Source organism: Calothrix sp. UHCC 0171, from assembly GCF_034931845.1.
Lineage (GTDB): Bacteria > Cyanobacteriota > Cyanobacteriia > Cyanobacteriales > Nostocaceae > Brunnivagina.
Genome location: NZ_JAYGHN010000050.1, coordinates 12725 through 29248, shown reverse-complemented (window position 1 = coordinate 29248; position 16524 = coordinate 12725). Strand labels below are relative to the sequence as shown.

Sequence of the window (16524 nt, the reverse complement as noted above, 5' to 3'; positions counted from 1 at the left end):
AAAGTTTTCAATGGGTAAAGCAGTTGAGCGAATACCTATAATAACTTTATTAGAACTAGCATCTTCAATAGATTGTGAGATAACTTTAGTCGTACCGACAGTTGAAATAAGAATAGATAATAGTAAAGAAGTGATTAAGTATTTCTTTTTGAGATTATGGTTAAAAAACATAAGATAATACTGAGGTTAAATAGTTTCCACTGGTATTGTCGCCATCAAATAAGCACAGTGTGATGTTCAAATCTCTTACTGGACTTTTGTGTGATTACGTAAAAGTTTTGAGTAAAAAGTGGTTTGGTATTTATTTTGCGACCGTAAGAAATTATACGGAATCGCAACTTGAAATGATTATACAAATAATTCAATATTAATTACTTGGTATCAGGCGGAATTATAATTTTTTTCAACGATCGCGCAGCAACTCCTCTGGAAAACCGCATTTATCCACCAATAATCACTCATTCGCTAAAAACCAACAAACCTGCTAGCATTAAATTTGATGCTAATTTGATGCATGATCGATTATGCTAAACATCAGTCGAGATATCCATTCCCTTTCCAGCTTCAAGCGCAATACTTTGGAATTTATCGAACAAATGAAGCAGACAGGGGAGCCTGTTGTGCTAACAGTCAACGGAAAAGCCGAACTCGTCGTTCAGGATGCCGAATCTTACCAAAAATTACTCGATGCCTTGGAAAAATTAGAAGCGATCGCCGGAATTAAGAAAGGATTGGAAGATGTAGAAGCTGGTAGAACTAATTCTTTGAGTGAATTTGAGCGGGAAATGCAGCAGAAATATGGCATTTCAAGTTAGATTGACTCAGATAGCGAAAACTGAAATCGATGCAGCTTATTCTTGGTTGAGAGAGCAAAATCCGGAATTTGCTGATAAGTGGTTTCGAGGATTAATGGATACAATTGCAACTTTGCAGGACAAGCCTTTGCGATGTAGTCTAGCTGTTGAAAACGATGCATTTACAGAGGAAATTCGTCAGCTTATTTACGGTAAGTCAAGAAATAAGTATCGAATTTTGTTTGAAGTTCGGAAAGAGACTGTTTTTGTACTTCATGTCCGTCACAGTTCGCAAGCACCATTGACAGGTATTGAAGAAGAATATGAGTAAGGTTGCTTTAAAATAGTGCGTTAGGAATAAATCCATAACGCACCTAACTTATCTACTCACTTCCTGACAAACTTGCGCTTCCTGCCAAAGTTTATGCAGGAAAAATTCAGTCCGATCGCTCATTCTTGTCACAAATACCCCATTTGCATCTTCGCAACCACTAGAAATCCAAGAACCATACAAAGTCACTTCTATATACTCAGAATCGCAAACACAAACAGTAATTATTTCGCGATCGCTGCATATTGCCAACCTTTTTAGCATCTCGATTCCTGGTAAATCTACAGGCAGCAAAAACGAGGCAGTGCTGGGTTCGACGCAGAGACTTTGACCAACGCGCAGTGCCAAAATTACACGCGCTTGTACCCAGTCTTCCAGGGACTGAGTTAAATATTCAAGGTAAAAGTCAGTGTCCGTATACGTTAATTTCAGCATTCTTCATGCGCTCCTGTTACTCCAGGCTTGTTGCTTGCTTATCCATCCAAAACTGTTCTGCAAAAGCAATTGTTGGATGCATTGGTGCTTTGGGTTTAGTACGGGGGTGCATTCCTGCTTCATGGGGCATCTTATCTCCTTTTTTGGAGTTACACCGTTCACATGCAGTCACTACGTTATCCCATTTATGTTGACCACCCCGCGACCGAGGAATTACGTGGTCTAAGGTCAGGTGTTTGCTGCTACCGCAGTATTGGCAAGCATGGCGATCGCGTCGTAATACTTCCCGACGATTAACTGGGGGAATTTTCCAGGTACGTTCTGAGGAGGCAATTTTTAAGCGAATATGTTTTGGTACTTGCAGCACAATACTAGGAGAACGAATCTGCCAACCACTTGAGTCTGTAAAATCTAGAGGCTCGGCTTTTTCGGTTACTAACAACACAATTGCTCGCTTAATATTGACGCGACATACAGGTAAATAGTTTTGTGAAAAAACTACTACGGATTGCTCTAACACTTGCCTAAAAGGGTTCGTCACAGCTTTACTCCTCTTTTAAAAATCCCTACTAAAAACCCCCACTTCTCCTGTTTTGGGTGAAGCGGGGGTTAAAAGTTGACTTTACGGTCTTTTTTATCCCTATATCGGTACAGCACTCTTATTCCTGTACCATCCGCTTCTAATACTTGGTTTCAACGCTAGATTCAGCACGCTAATTCGGTTATGTGAAATCCGGGTATATCCATAATCTCGATTACCGTCATTTTGCTCTTGCCCAATTTGCTCTTGCCCAATTTGCTCTTGCCCAATTTGTACTGGAGCATGAGGAGCATCAGCAATTAAATTACCCATAAATAAATACTCCACTCCCACAACGCCGGATTCCCAATGAGATCGGGGACTGCGGGCGGATGTAGAAGTGGAGTTTGGGTAAACGGTTATCACAGAAAATTTCACCTATTGATCATTCCTTTAAACATACTACACTTGTATTACTATCCTGTCCATACTTATTAAGGAGAAAATCATGCATACAATCGCTCGCACTTCAACTACCGATATGGAAGTCACCAGCATTCGTTTAGAGCGAGAACTCAAAGACAAACTCAAAGAACTATCGGGAAGTCAAGGATATCAAGCTTTGATTCGGGATATCCTCTGGAATTTCGTACAGCAAAAATCTGGCGAGTGGAAACCTCGATTTTCCCGTGCTGATATCAGAGCCAGTATCGCCGCCACCGCACAGCAAGAAGAACGTTGCGTACTCACGGGACAAATCATTCCAGCGCAGCAACCAATGTTATTAGGATTAACAAGAAATGGCGATATGGTTCCTTTGAGTGTCGAGAGTTTAGCCGATTAGATATAAAACCAAGCGTAGTCTTGCTTGGCTTTTTTCAGAGAGTCGGGGGGACTACGCTGAAATCACGTATGACAAATGTATACAAACAATCAGGGTTTTTGTATTAATTCGTATTAATATTATTGAACTAAATAACTTTTTTGAGCAGATTTAACTTAATGTATATAACCCCATGTATATAACCCTGTACTTAGGTGAACTTGTCAAGTGATTTATTAGGGGTGTAATATCCCTTGACAATTTGTATGTATGAGAATATCAAGTAAATGCCATGTAACGAAAAGGAGTCATACAGCACCGTAAACATCCCTGTTTTTAAGTTGGTATTTAGCATACACGTTATTTCTTAACCCTGTGGTAAACACGGTTTTATCTCTACCCCAAAACTCAAGCCTTACTACTAGTGCAATTCATCAAGTCACGCTGAAATCAATAAAGTGTTGATTCTGAGAAATAGACGTAAGTGGTAACGCGGACAAGTTTAATAATTTTTTTTATGAACTCTAGCACAATTACGGTTTGTGTGTTGTTAGAGACGGGATATTCTAGGTCAGGGTCAATAAATTAATACAGAGCTTAACTATACAGTTTCTCCATTTCCCGTACTCTACTGTAGCAATATACCTCTTTGTATGCTGGCATATTTGTTGAATATACAGAGAAATTTTGTCATCTTGGAGGAAAGGGGCTATAACAGGTGGGAGAAAGTTTTGATACAAGTTCAAAGGATCATTGGGGTGTGGCTATGAATTTAGGGGTGGAAGGTATGCTAAGAGGGTGGGTACAACTAAAATGGGGAAAATATTTAATAGCGTGTCAGGAATGAAGCAGCGTTTCTCATCGCCGCTACAAAATTTAGATGAAGTAGACCGAGTACGTAAATACCCGCATGGAAAGCTGATGCAGCACCAGGAGGAACCAGCCCACCAGCTGGCACAAAAAATCAACAACATTGTTGCCAATACATCGCCTCAAGCGGGGATGTTGCAAGAGATTGCCCAATTGTTAGGAGCCGCATTTGAGATTGACTGCTGCTGTCTAGTATCTGTAACAGAAGATGCTACCTCCGAAGCGATTACTGCTAATTGGTGTAAGCCAGAGTATTTGGATTTATCGCACCCGGATGGAATTTTCTCGATGGAGCCAGTAGATTTGCCTGTAGTGCAGTGTGCTTCCGAGACTTTAACAATCGAATTTCCACAATTAATTGAACATAGCCTCATAATAGGATGTCAACAGTTACACATCCCCATCAAGTCGGTTTTGGGGATTTCGACAAGATTTGCTGGTAAGATTAATGGTGTTGTCTGCTTAATTAAATCGCAGCCCTATGATTGGAGTGAAGAAGAGAAGCAATTACTTAAATATCTAGAAACTTCATGTGCGATCGCATTTTCCCAAGTAGGACAAGCACAAATGATTGCTTCACAGCAGCAATTTGTCCAAACTTGTTCCCAACACCAAAGTTTAATTAAGCAGTTATCAATTTTGAGCCGCAGTAACTTGGAGTTAAATCAAATGCTCCAGTTGGTTCTGACTTCGACTGCTGAAGCCCTACAAGTCGATCGCGGTTTACTAATACTATTAAAATATACAGACCCCTTATTTAGAATTAGACCTAAAAAACAAGTTCCTAAGGCTAAGGCGACTGTAATTTGTGAATGGACAAAAAGTCCAGATGCTTACCGTAGCAACATCCCCGATGCTTTAGAACAACAGTCTTTTTTGATTGCCGATTGTGGACTATGTCAGCGTATTTTTATGGATTCTGGCAAGCCAATTGTCGTCAGCGATATGATCAATACTAGCGATGTCGCTAGCGCTACACCAATATTTGCCCTAGAAAAACTACCAGCAATGCTGTTAATGCCTTTGGAGAACCAAGGTAGAATTTTAGGGTTTTTAGTTCTTCAACAAAGTGAAGCTCGTACCTGGCAGGCAGCAGAAACTAATATAGTGGAAATGGTTTGCGCCCAAGTTAGCAATTCTGTGATTCAGTCACAAACACTGCGACAGGTGCAAATGCTAGTAGATGAACGTACAGCCCAACTCCAACGTAGTTTGGAAGTACAAGCAAAGTTATATGAAAAAACGCGACAGTATGTAGAACAGCTACGCGAACTCAATGAACTCAAAGATGAATTTTTGAGTAATATGAGTGATCGACTCCGCTACCCACTTACCAACATGCGGATGGCTATACGTAACTTGCGTCAGCCCAGTATTCAACCCGATCGCCAAGCTCGATATTTTGATATTCTCGAACAAGAGTGTTCTAAGGAAATTAATTTAATTAATGACCTCTTAACGCTGCAAAAACTAGAGACGCATCAAGAGCGTCCGCAATTAGAGAGTATAGACTTAAATACTCGCATCAAAGATTTAGCAAGTAGCTTTGAAAGCAAACTCTTAGAAAAAGGTATAAATACAGTTCTCGAATTACCGCCAGAATCCCTGAAAATCGAAACAGAAATCGAAAGCTTTGACCGGATTTTACAAGAATTACTTGCCAATGCGGCTAAATATTCCCAAGCGGATACGACAGTTTACTTGCGTGCTAGCCAGCAAGTTGTCGAACAAACTGATCGAGTTATGATTGAAGTAATCAACATCGGGCGTGGTATTTCTGAAGAAGAAGTAACTTACATCTTTGACAAATTCCGTCGCGGAAAAGGACGATGGACTCCCGGTACTGGCTTGGGACTAGCACTTGTCAAGTCTCTAGTGCAGCACTTAAATGGGGAAATTACACTTGCGAGCAATCAAATCGAAGATTCTGATTTCAGCAAGATTTGTTTTACCCTGAATCTGCCCCAATTCTCTGACGAAATTAAATCATAATCTTACCGTGACTGAACAATCTAACCCAGCAGCAGAGTTTCCTATTTCTGCTCCTCATGATACCAACACAGATTCTGATTTTGCATCCGATGCACCAGAACTGGAAGCTGTAGAAGTCGAAATCGCCAAAATAGCAGAACGTCAACGGCGAATTACTGCAAGAATTAAGATATTGCGATCGCCTGAAATCGTTTGGAAAGTGCTAACTGACTACGAAGCTTTGGCTGATTTTATTCCCAACCTCGCCAAAAGCAGTCTTTTAGAACATCCGACAGGTGGCATTCGTCTTGAACAAATTGGTTCGCAGCGTTTACTCAACTTTAACTTTTGTGCCCGCGTTGTTTTGGACTTGGAAGAAAAATTTCCCCAAGAAATTACTTTTCAGATGGTTGAAGGTGATTTGAAGGAGTTTTCTGGCAGTTGGCAATTACAGCCATGTTCTGTAGATAATCAGTCAGGAACTAGTCTTTGCTACAGCATTTTTGTACATCCTAAACGCATAATGCCTATAGGAGTTATTGAACGCCGCTTAAGTAGTGATTTGCGGGTAAATATGTTCGCAATTCAACAACGAGTGGAAACACTACATTAAGCAATCGAGGTTACTGCGATCGGAGGTCGGGAAAATGTCAGGTTTGGACTCGTTTAGAGACACAAAACCTAACTCTTCTGAACCTAACTTGCCTGAAAATAATTAGTACCCCCAGGGGAATTCGAATCCCCGTTACCTCCGTGAAAGGGAGGTGTCCTAGGCCTCTAGACGATGGGGGCGCGTTGGACTCAACAATATATAAATTAATGTTTTTTGCAATAGATGTCAATAGCTTGGGCGAGAAATTTTTTTTGAGAAAGGGAAAGGAGAAAGAAGTAGGAAAATATGTATGAGCAATAGTTAATGTCTTTGCTAAACCAGTAAATATCGTAAGATACTTAAACTATGTATGAAATTAAATATGAGTTTATTCAGGAACAAGCAGAGGTGTGTTGTTGCACCCAGTAAGTTGAGAATTGACTATTCTTTACAGAAGATTTTGGTAACGATCACTCAAAATCCATAACATGGAAGCATCCTTTGACATCACCTTGCAAATGGTGATTACTGTTATTGCCGGAATTAGCGCCCAGGTGTTAGCTGCTTATCTGAGGCTGCCCAGCATTGTATTTTTACTGCTGTTTGGGATTCTGCTAGGTTCAGATGGTTTGGGCTTATTGCACCCGCATTTGTTAGGAACTGGTTTAGAAGCTATTGTGGCACTGGCAACAGCAATAATTCTATTTGAAGGTGGACTCAACCTCGATTTACGCGAATTGGGTAAAGTTTCGGTGACACTACAATTGCTGGTGACTTTGGGGACGCTAATCACCCTATTGGGCGGCTGTTTGGCTGCACATTGGTTGGGTGAATTTCCTTGGGCGATCGCATTTTTGTATGCTTCTATTATTGTCGTCACTGGACCAACTGTAATTAGTCCTTTACTCAAGCAAATTAATGTTGATAGGCAAGTGGCAACGCTTCTGGAAGGCGAAGGAGTTTTAATTGATCCCGTGGGGGCAATTTTAGCTTTTGTTGTCCTCGATACCATTTTAAATGGCGACTCCGATCCCAAAATAGCAGTTATCGGTTTATTTGTCCGTTTGAGTATTGGTGCAGCTATTGGCGCAGTGGGAGGCTATATTATGAGCCTAATTTTCAAGCACGCCAATTTTCTTTCTTTTGAGTTAAAAAATTTAGTAGTATTGGCTGTACTCTGGGGATTATTTGCTTTAGCACAGACAGTTCGTACCGAATCTGGAATTATGACAACTGTTGCCGCAGGTGCTGTATTTGCAAACTCATCGGTGCCAGAAGAACGCTTGCTCAGACGATTTAAAGGACAACTTACAATCCTCAGCGTTTCCGTACTATTTATTTTACTGGCTGCTGACCTCTCCATGAAAAGCGTATTTGCTTTGGGATGGGGCAGCTTACTTACTGTTTTGGTGCTAATGTTCGTCGTGCGCCCAATCAATATTCTTTGTTGTACCTGGAATAGCGGTTTAAGCTGGCGACAAAAACTGTTTTTAAGTTGGGTTGCGCCACGAGGAATCGTTTGTGCCTCCGTCGCTTCTTTGTTTGCAATTTCCCTCACACAGCATGGGATTAATGGTGGTGATGCCATCAAAGCTTTAGTTTTTCTCACTATTATTATGACTGTTGTCTGTCAGGGGTTGACAGCAGGCTGGATAGCCAATCTCCTGCAAATTACCTCCAAGCAGGCGACGGGAATAGTTATTGTTGGTTGTAATCCGTTAAGTTTGCTAATTGCGCGATTATTCCAGCAAAGGGGCGAAAATGTAGTCATGATAGATACAGACCCAAAATCTTGTCAAGCTGCTGAAGCTGATAAATTACGTGTAATTATCAGTAGCGCCCTCGATACGGGTGTGTTAGAAGATGCTGGCTTGGATTCAGTGGGTACATTCTTAGCAATGACTAATAATGGTGAAGTAAATTTTGTTTTAGCAGAACGTGCAGCCGAAGAATTTAACCCACCCAGGGTTTTGGCTGTCTTTCCTCGTGCCTCGCAAGCAAATAGTAATAGTAATAAAGTCAGTCAAGCTTTTATTTCTGAATTTAGTATTAAGACTTGGAATGAATACTTAGATGATGGCAGAGTGACATTAGGAAAAACAACTTTAAATGGTGATAACTTCCAAAATCAACAAGCCTATTTAGAGGCATTAATTGATAGTGGGGAAATCGTGCCAATTTTGATTGAGCGTGACAACAGGTTACAAATAATACCAGTCACACAGGAATGGGAAATAGGCGATCGCATTATTTATCTTTTACACGATCCGCGACCCGATTTATTAAAAAGATTATCCGATACCAAAAAATATACCAGATTGGCGATCGAAAATATATTGGAGGTGGAAGAATCCACTATTCCCAAATTAGCTCAACTTTCAACCAATGTCAGGGGAGAGTCGGAAGTCAAAACTTGATGGCTGAGTATTGAAATTTTTGGTTTCCAAGTCCCGACATCTCTCCCTTTCATTTTTTAATTCTGATTCACAGGCGATCGCAATTCGTTTTCTATTATCTCCTGAGCGGTTTGTTTTTCTTGCCAAAATATGCTAACTAAATGCACGATTGCGAGAATCAGAGCAATCACAGAAATAACATAACTATGGATAGTGTATAAATGTTGGATAGTAACACTATCAATCCCACCCCCACCAGTCAAAATATCCCGAAGTTGATGCCCGATTAAGGGAATAGAACCAATAGTGCCAAGTTCAAGATTAAATCGCCAATAACCCTCTTGACTCCAATCAAGAATCATTGCTGTCCAACCAAGTCCAATCGCACTCAGGGTAAATAGAATTCCACTTACCCAAGCAATTAACCAACTCCGGCGAAATTGTCTGTTGAGGAACATCAACACAATTTGAATTAATCCAACTGCAACTACCCCATTCCCGGCGATGTGATGAGCTTCCAAGAACAGCCATCCGTAGGAAACTTCTGTACTAATTTTGACTAGTGATTCATATGCTTTACCTGCTGCTGGCTCATAGTAAAAGGAAAGTAGCACTCCCGTGGTTGCACCAATCAAAACTAAAGTAACAATTGCTACTGATAATAAAGTTGTGATTCGCCGCAAAGTAATATCGAATTGGGTCGTTTGCATCGCTAACCCATCCTTGCTTTTTGCTAAGTGTATACTTTTATGACAATTTTAACTAAGAAATGTAAACAATGACTAGTTCTCAAGTATGAAGTTGCTGATTTGACATTAATTCTCCTAAATATATTTAAAATAGTGAGAGAGGATGATTTCGGGTAAATGTTGTAGTATTAATAAAAGTTAGTTTGGTGTACTAACAAGTCTGGCAAGTGTAAGGAGAAGGCATTCTACTTGTGCGTAGCAGTATCCTGTTTAGACTTTCCAGCAGAGAGCTTTTGATTGTGAAGGGACGCATTACTTGCTTGATTAACTTATATAAAGATAGATAGATAGACCAAGAATAGATAAAATAGCTAGCCTACATTAACCGAAGTGAGTGAACGGAAATAGCCATGTCTTACGCCTCCTTTCTGAAGAATATACCAGAAGTATTAAGTCAACCGACTGGAATTGCGGCATTAGCTTCGCTGGGTATCCACGGTGCGATCGCCTTTATTTTACCGTTGATGCCTGTGCAGTCATCGAAATCTGCCAAAGAAGCCAGTACAACTCCTAAAGCTGTTGGACTGACTCAGTTAACTCCCGCAGAACAAAGCCGTCTTCCCCAACAAGCACCCTTACTTCAGCCCAGTATTCAAGCGCAATTACCCCCATTACCCGGTCAGATTTCATCCCTACCAGCCCAGCAACAATTACCCCTCAGCCTGCCAAATACAATATCAGGATTACCGCCTGCACCACCACCTGGTTCGACTGCTTTATCTTTGCCACCTCTGGGACGAACTCCTAATTTCAGTGTTTCTTCCCTACCGAGAAGTAACTCACTGAGCTTAAGTCGTCGCGATTTGTTCATAAATCCCAATTTTTCTTCAAATCCAGGTTCATCGGTAAATATTTCTCGCCTTCCTCGTAGCAGCCGAATTAATACTATCAATAGTGATATTGCTTTTGGTTCGCCTCGACAGATAACACCCAGTAATTTGCCAGAACCACCAGTAACCCCAAGTGCGAATTTCCCAGTTGCACCACCACCATTATCTTCGGAACTAAACACTAGTACAGGTGATGATGTTGCAGCTGCAATACCTTCTCAATCGGAAAATCCCACAACCGTCACACCTGATCAATTTATTGCACCTGTTGATAACACACCACAGTCAACAGGCGGTAACTACACCTTGGCAGCACAACCTGTTACGCAATTTCCAGCCCAATCTGGTGGTATTAACCAGATTGCTACGACTTCCTCAAGTACAGATACAACTGCCCAACCCAACAATCCGATTCGGGAAAATACACCAGTCAATGTATTAACTGCAACGGGTGCAGTGAAAAAAATAAGCATGTTAGATGCTTTTTCCGAAGCCAAAAAACAGTATCCAGAATTGGAATTTTCCGGCGCACCAATTCGCTTAACTATGCCTCCAGCACAGCTCGAACGTAATGTTGAGGTAGCGGTGAGAATGGATCGAGAAAATAAAATTGATTCAGTTCAACTTCTGGGTGATGGGATTTCTATTCCTTCAGCGAGTAAATTAGCTATCAAAGAACGTTTGTTGCAATATGTAAACGAAAATCCAGTTGCGGTAAATGGAAAAGCAAAATTATTTACCTTCCGAATTTCACCGGATGGAGCAGCTAGCAACGATAAACCTGCTGAGAATAAGCCTGCCAATAGTCAGTTATCAACAGAAAGCGATCGCAAATTACCGACACAACCTGAAAATACACCTGCATCTGTTGTACCGCAAGATGCTCCAACTAAACCAGAGAATGGTTTGCAGTTAAATAATAACAAGCCTGTGATTGTACCACAGGTTAATACTCCCCGTCCCAATTCCACTCTTCCAGCAGTAAATCAACCCGCAAACGAAGTATCACCAGTACGGGAAAATCGCCCAGTTCCACCAAAACTGCCAAACTTTAAACCGAAAGAGGCACCAAGTCCATTGGACAAAGTTGAACCCGCGCCACCATTACCAATCAAGCCAGCCAACGAACAACCAAAAGTTCGCACTCAACCAATACCAACACGTCCAATATCTGCACAACCCTTGATTGAGAAATTACGTGACAGTAAAAATCAGTCGTCTTCTGCTGAAGAAAATACCCAACAGACAAGTGTGATTCAGAAGTTACGCCAGTTTAAGCAAGAGGAGGATAATACCCAGCCTTAATTGCGGGTGCTGACTGATGAAAAAAAGAGACAAGAAAGAGAGGGAGTATCTTTCTTTCTTGCTCCTTACCATCCTTGCTCGGCTTTTTGAAAAACGAAAGCAGCCACTTCCAAAATTTCCTGTTCGCTTAATTTGCTTTTGAAAGCGGGCATGGCATTTTTGCCATTTGTCACCTGGGAAACAATTGCTTGGATTGAGTCTGTATTGTAATTATCTAAGTATTGGGATAGAGCTTGCTTTTGCAATGTCTTTTGAGATATGAGAATATTACCTCCTCCAAGGTGGCAGGAAGCGCAATTATTTGTAAAAATTTTGCCTCCGTTGGATACATCAACTGCTATTGCAGTGTGAAAAAATGCAAACCCAAACTGAGCGATCGCACATAAACTAATTACAATAATCTTGATTAGATTTAGTAGATACGGTGGATACAATAGTTATTCTCCTTACCCAAAAGCTGTAACAACTTAAAAATAAACTTTACTTTCACTATTCTATGGTTGCAGCAAGTCTTTATGGTAAGTATTTATCTATCTACTGGGTTAAGGCTAAATAAGATTTTTATCCTCTAGATTTTCTGTCGTATGCAGTTGTAGATATTTTTGTCTGGAAAATTACAATACAGAATTTATTTTCAAGATTAAGTTTAATAATCATTGAGAAATTATAAATTGGTTTAAGTAGAACGGCGCAAATAAACCGTAGACGCGGAGCGGCTTCTCGCAGAGTAGTATATAACGAAAAGTAAAGTTACCTAAAACTCTATTCCCTTCTGCCTTGTCATAACGACAATTTTTAACACCGACCTACTTACAGAGGCAAGTTTATCCCTGGTTTAGGTAAATACTTCCATTACTCCTAACAAAGAATAAACCCACCACTGTATTCGAGATTTTGGTTTGTCACTTGCTGGGTATTAATCCCAAGATGAATAATTGGGAAAAATTGCAATGTTACACGAGTGACAAAGCAACTAGCCTTCAACAACAATTTTGCCAACCATACCAGCACCACGATGAGGTTCGCAGTAGAAAGTATATTCGCCAACAGGAGCATCTGTGGGGAAGGTAGTTTCTTGTACTTGCCCTGGGTTCATCATTAACTGTTTGTGTGACAATGCTTTGGCAAAATCTGCGCTTTTAGCAGCATTTTTTACGCCATCAAAGACAACGTTGTGGGGTGGGACTTTATTATTTACCCATTTGATGGTGTCACCTGGTTTAATAGAGACTTTCGCTGGCTCAAATGCGAGCATACCTTTATCGTTACCTAGTTTGATTGTGTAGGTTTCCGCCGCAGCGCTAGGTACGAAAACAAAGAAACTGCTAACGACTAAAACAACTGTCAATGCAGCTAAACTCAAGCGTCGCAGACTCGCCGCTATAGATTTCATGATTTCTCCTAACAAGTAAATTAATTTGCTCTTCTTTATTTTAAATACAATTTTGACCAAATATGACAATCCGTCATAGATAAATATGACAATTTGTCGTAGATAACAAAAATTTGAGATTGAGGAGCCAGGAGAAGTAGATTTTTATTGAAAATAATTATCTTTCCACTCTTTCTTTAAGCGGAAATTTCAACATTGGCGGTGTCTTCCTCTAAGACGGGTAAATCAAACCAAAAGGTTGTGCCAACACCGACTTCGCTGACTAAATGCACTATGCTATGGTGTTTGTCAATGATATTGCGGACAATTGATAATCCCAAACCCGTGCCTTCTAAGGTGTGAACACGGTTTTCGACGCGGAAAAAACGGTCAAAAATCGCTTCTTGATCTTCGGGAGCAATACCAATTCCCGTATCGGATATTTCTATTCGCACCCGTGATACTGGTTTTGGTGAATTTGACTTAACTGTGATTGGATAAGCACGAAATGCAACTTTGCCCCCAGCTTTAGTAAACTTGAGGGCATTACCGAGTAAATTGCCAAATACTTGCAGTAATAAATCGTAATTGCCGATTACTAAAGGCAAACTAGATTCCACCTCTTGGAAGAGTTCGACACCCTTATCCTTGGCGTTGAGTTGGTAAGTACGAAGCGTTTGTTCAATCGCTTGAGTTAAATCGATCCCATCTAAGTTGTAGCTGCGACCGGACTCCAAACGTGATAAATCTAATACATCATTAACTAGTCTTGTCAAACGGTCAGTTTCGTTATTTACTGTTGCTAAAAAGTCTTTGCGTTGCTCTGCGCCTAAATCTTCACCGTAATCATGCAGAGTTTCAATGTAAGTTTTGATATTAAATAGAGGAGTTCGTAATTCGTGGGAAATATTACTAATAAACTGGCTCTTCGCTTCATTGAGTTCCACCTCACGAGTAATATCCTGAACGGTGATGGCAATACCTCGAATACTTTCCCGTTGGAGGTTGAGAACCGTAGTCAGGAGAATGCGGATAGTACGCTTCGTAGGTTGTGCTAATGGAATACGAAACTCAGCACTTTCGCGATCGCCCATTGCCATTTCGTAGAGGGGGCGGGTGATTTCCATTTGCACTGCGATTGGTAGTTTATGGAGTACGTTAGTACCGACTACTTCTTCCCCTTCCCAACCAAAAATTCGTCTGGCGGTGGGGTTAACGAGGATTACCTGCATGTTATTGTCGATTAAAACAGCACCGTCGGCAATAGTTGATACCAGGGTTTCCAGTTTGGCTTTTTCGGCAGTTAATTCCTCAATATTTTGTTCTTCATAGCTTTCTAAGCGCTCCGCCATATCATTGAAGCTGAAAATTAGTTCTCCTAACTCTCCACCCAGGGGTAAATCGATACGTTGTTTAAAATTTCCCGCCGCAATTTGTTTCACACCAACCAAAAGCTCTTTAATGGGCTTGGTAATTGTCAAAGCATTCACTACCCCAGCCAAAATTACCATTACCCAAATTGTGATAAACACGGCAATGGTGACATCGCGAGTAAAGTTAGTGGAAATAACAGCCGTTTGGTTGGGATTAATCCCAATCGCCAAAACCCCCAGATATTTACCATCAGCTTTGAGGGGGACAAATACATCTGTTACTTCGCCATCAGGAGATTGATGCTGCCGCACCATTGGCTTTTCGACATCAGCAGCATAGTCATCGGGTAACTGGATGCGTCGTTGAATCGTGAGGGAATTTTCCACCTCCGGTTCCCAAAAAGGAATACCAAAAAAGATTTTTCCTGTTTCGTCAGCGTAAAGCATGTAACGGACGCTGGAAGTGCTACTGTAGAACCTTTGGGAAAATTGAGCCACCTCGGTGAGATTTTGATCAGCGATTAGGGGAGAAACATTAGCAGCCAGCAACAGCCCCAAATCTCGACCAAAACGGGTGTCGTTGAGCCTAGCATCCTGTTGAATAGTATTCACAGCCCAGAACGTCAACCCACTCATAACCAGAGACACAACCAGAGTCGCAGCCGCCAACAGCTTAGTTTGGAGAGTAAACTGCGACCACCAAGTGGCGATCGCTTCTCGAATAGAAGTAAAAACAGCAAACATATTAAATATATTTCTTTAATTTAGTTGTTAATAGTTTTTGCAAACCTAACAACTAAAAAAGTAACAGTTTATTTGCTAAATAGGTAACGGGGAAGGGAAGAAGAGGGAAAAGAGAATAATTAATGACTCCTAACTCATCACTCTATGCCCAATATCTCGTCGATAATACATGCCTGCAAACTCGATCTTGGCAATCCCAGCATAGGCGCGATCGAGTGCTTGTTTAAAATCGACACCAATAGCTGTGACGTTCAACACCCTTCCCCCATCACTAACAACTTGGGAATTCTGTAGCTTGGTTCCGGCATGAAATACTGTTGCCCCGGTAATTTCTGCTGCTTGTAAGCCAGTAATTACCTTACCCTTGGCATAATCCCCTGGATAGCCGCCAGAAGCAGCCACAACCGTCGCCGATGCCCCATTCTTCCAAGTAATGGGTGGCATATCTCCTAAACGTTGCTGTACGCAAGCTAGCAGTAAATCCTCCAAAGGTGTATCCAACATTGGTAAAATCACCTGGGTTTCCGGGTCTCCAAAACGGCAATTAAATTCTAAAACCTTAAATTCACCATCTGGTGCAACCATCAACCCTGCATATAATACCCCCCGATAATCAATTCCCTTCCCCCGCAAAGCAGCGATCGTCGGCTCCAATACTTCTGTTTGCACCCTTGCCATCATTGCCGACGTTGCCACCGGAGCAGGTGCATATGCCCCCATGCCGCCAGTATTTTCCCCCGTATCGCCTTCACCAACCCGTTTGTGGTCTTGTGCGGGTAATAAAGGGCGAATTGTCAAACCATCAGTTAATGCCAAAACCGATACTTCCTGCCCCACCAAGCATTCTTCAATGACAACAAAATTACCAGCACTACCAAACTGTCCAGCAAATATGGCATCTAAAGCAGTTTCCGCCTCCGCGATCGTTTGGGCAACGATGACACCTTTCCCAGCCGCCAAGCCATCAGCCTTGACAACAATTGGTGCGCCTTGTGATTTTAGGTAAGATTTTGCGGCGACAATATCCGTAAATACCGCAGCATTGGCAGTGGGAACCCCCGCTTCTTGCATCAAAGCTTTTGCCCAGGCTTTACTGGCTTCGATTTGTGCCCCCATTTTGTTAGGACCGAATACCACTAATCCTTGGGCTTGCAGGTAGTCAGTAATACCTTTTGCTAGGGGCACCTCTGGTCCGACAACCACTAAGGAAACACCTTCGTTTTTGGCTAATTTAGCCATTCCCTGAAAATCATCAACTGCAATATCAACATTTTGACAGCCTGCAAGAGTAGCTGTTCCCCCATTCCCAGGGGCACAAAAAACCCGTTCAATTTTCTGAGATTGCAACAATTTCCATGCCAGGGCATGTTCGCGCCCACCATTGCCAACAACTAAAACTTTCACTGTTTTCGAGTTCTC

15 protein-coding genes and 1 tRNA gene are annotated in these 16524 nt (G+C 41.4%); 7 read left to right on the top strand and 9 right to left on the bottom strand.

Translation table 11 applies throughout. The annotated features are described in order from the left end of the window. Window positions 1-524: 524 nt before the first annotated feature. Together VB733_RS24405 and VB733_RS24400 are read left to right on the top strand one after the other, a co-directional pair. Window positions 525-815, top strand: coding sequence for a type II toxin-antitoxin system Phd/YefM family antitoxin (locus VB733_RS24405; protein ID WP_323342646.1), 291 nt, complete (start codon window positions 525-527; stop codon window positions 813-815). Beyond that, a complete protein-coding gene (locus tag VB733_RS24400; protein WP_323342645.1) occupies window positions 799-1125 on the top strand; it encodes a type II toxin-antitoxin system RelE/ParE family toxin in 327 nt (108 codons plus the stop codon). The genes VB733_RS24405 and VB733_RS24400 overlap by 17 nt, the downstream gene beginning before the upstream one ends. Window positions 1126-1173: 48 nt before the next feature. On the opposite strand, the gene VB733_RS24395 is transcribed toward VB733_RS24400, so the two are convergent. From VB733_RS24395 to VB733_RS24385, 3 genes are all read right to left on the bottom strand, one after another. Further along, window positions 1174-1560 (bottom strand): alr0857 family protein, encoded by a 387-nt coding sequence (locus tag VB733_RS24395; RefSeq protein ID WP_323342644.1) that lies wholly within the window; start codon window positions 1558-1560, stop codon window positions 1174-1176. Window positions 1561-1576: 16 nt separating this feature from the next. After that, window positions 1577-2101 carry an HNH endonuclease gene (locus VB733_RS24390; protein ID WP_096615066.1) on the bottom strand — a complete coding sequence of 175 codons (525 nt, stop codon included), beginning with the start codon at window positions 2099-2101 and terminating at the stop codon, window positions 1577-1579. A 99-nt stretch (window positions 2102-2200) separates the two neighbouring features. After that, window positions 2201-2413, bottom strand: a complete 213-nt coding sequence (locus tag VB733_RS24385; RefSeq protein ID WP_323342643.1) for a hypothetical protein — start codon at window positions 2411-2413, stop codon at window positions 2201-2203. Between the two features lie 175 nt (window positions 2414-2588). Here VB733_RS24385 and VB733_RS24380 point away from each other — a divergent pair, with 175 nt between their 5' ends. The 3 genes from VB733_RS24380 to VB733_RS24370 all read left to right on the top strand — a co-directional run bounded on the left by VB733_RS24380 (window position 2589) and on the right by VB733_RS24370 (window position 6357). Continuing rightward, the gene (locus VB733_RS24380) at window positions 2589-2924 is read left to right on the top strand and encodes a hypothetical protein (protein ID WP_323342642.1); all 336 of its coding nucleotides are present in this window, start codon (window positions 2589-2591) and stop codon (window positions 2922-2924) included. A gap of 792 nt (window positions 2925-3716) precedes the next feature. Beyond that, window positions 3717-5765, top strand: a complete 2049-nt coding sequence (locus tag VB733_RS24375; RefSeq protein ID WP_323342641.1) for a GAF domain-containing protein — start codon at window positions 3717-3719, stop codon at window positions 5763-5765. Window positions 5766-5772: 7 nt separating this feature from the next. Next, on the top strand, window positions 5773-6357 hold the full coding sequence (locus tag VB733_RS24370; RefSeq protein ID WP_323342640.1) for an SRPBCC family protein: 585 nt from the start codon (window positions 5773-5775) through the stop codon (window positions 6355-6357). Window positions 6358-6463: 106 nt separating this feature from the next. On the opposite strand, the gene VB733_RS24365 is transcribed toward VB733_RS24370, so the two are convergent. Next, window positions 6464-6536, bottom strand: a tRNA-Glu gene (locus tag VB733_RS24365). Window positions 6537-6824: 288 nt separating this feature from the next. On the opposite strand from VB733_RS24365, the gene VB733_RS24360 reads away from it, so the two are divergent. Next, window positions 6825-8753 (top strand): cation:proton antiporter, encoded by a 1929-nt coding sequence (locus VB733_RS24360; protein ID WP_323342639.1) that lies wholly within the window; start codon window positions 6825-6827, stop codon window positions 8751-8753. Between the two features lie 56 nt (window positions 8754-8809). Here VB733_RS24360 and VB733_RS24355 read toward each other — a convergent pair whose 3' ends face one another. Beyond that, complete coding sequence (locus VB733_RS24355; RefSeq protein ID WP_323342638.1) at window positions 8810-9442, bottom strand: cytochrome b N-terminal domain-containing protein; 633 nt, start codon at window positions 9440-9442, stop codon at window positions 8810-8812. A 389-nt stretch (window positions 9443-9831) separates the two neighbouring features. On the opposite strand from VB733_RS24355, the gene VB733_RS24350 reads away from it, so the two are divergent. Next, window positions 9832-11616 (top strand): hypothetical protein, encoded by a 1785-nt coding sequence (locus VB733_RS24350; RefSeq protein ID WP_323342637.1) that lies wholly within the window; start codon window positions 9832-9834, stop codon window positions 11614-11616. A gap of 65 nt (window positions 11617-11681) precedes the next feature. On the opposite strand, the gene petJ is transcribed toward VB733_RS24350, so the two are convergent. The 4 genes from petJ to purD form a co-directional block, all read right to left on the bottom strand. Then, a complete protein-coding gene (petJ, locus tag VB733_RS24345) occupies window positions 11682-12050 on the bottom strand; it encodes a cytochrome c6 PetJ (RefSeq protein WP_416336346.1) in 369 nt (122 codons plus the stop codon). Window positions 12051-12589: 539 nt separating this feature from the next. Beyond that, window positions 12590-13009: a plastocyanin gene (gene petE / locus VB733_RS24340; RefSeq protein WP_323342636.1), complete on the bottom strand. Its 420-nt coding sequence runs from the start codon at window positions 13007-13009 to the stop codon at window positions 12590-12592. Between the two features lie 176 nt (window positions 13010-13185). Next, window positions 13186-15105, bottom strand: a complete 1920-nt coding sequence (gene nblS, locus VB733_RS24335) for a two-component system sensor histidine kinase NblS (protein ID WP_323342635.1) — start codon at window positions 15103-15105, stop codon at window positions 13186-13188. 129 nt (window positions 15106-15234) lie between these two features. Beyond that, window positions 15235-16509 (bottom strand): phosphoribosylamine--glycine ligase, encoded by a 1275-nt coding sequence (purD, locus tag VB733_RS24330; protein ID WP_323342634.1) that lies wholly within the window; start codon window positions 16507-16509, stop codon window positions 15235-15237. Between the last annotated feature and the right edge of the window lie 15 nt (window positions 16510-16524).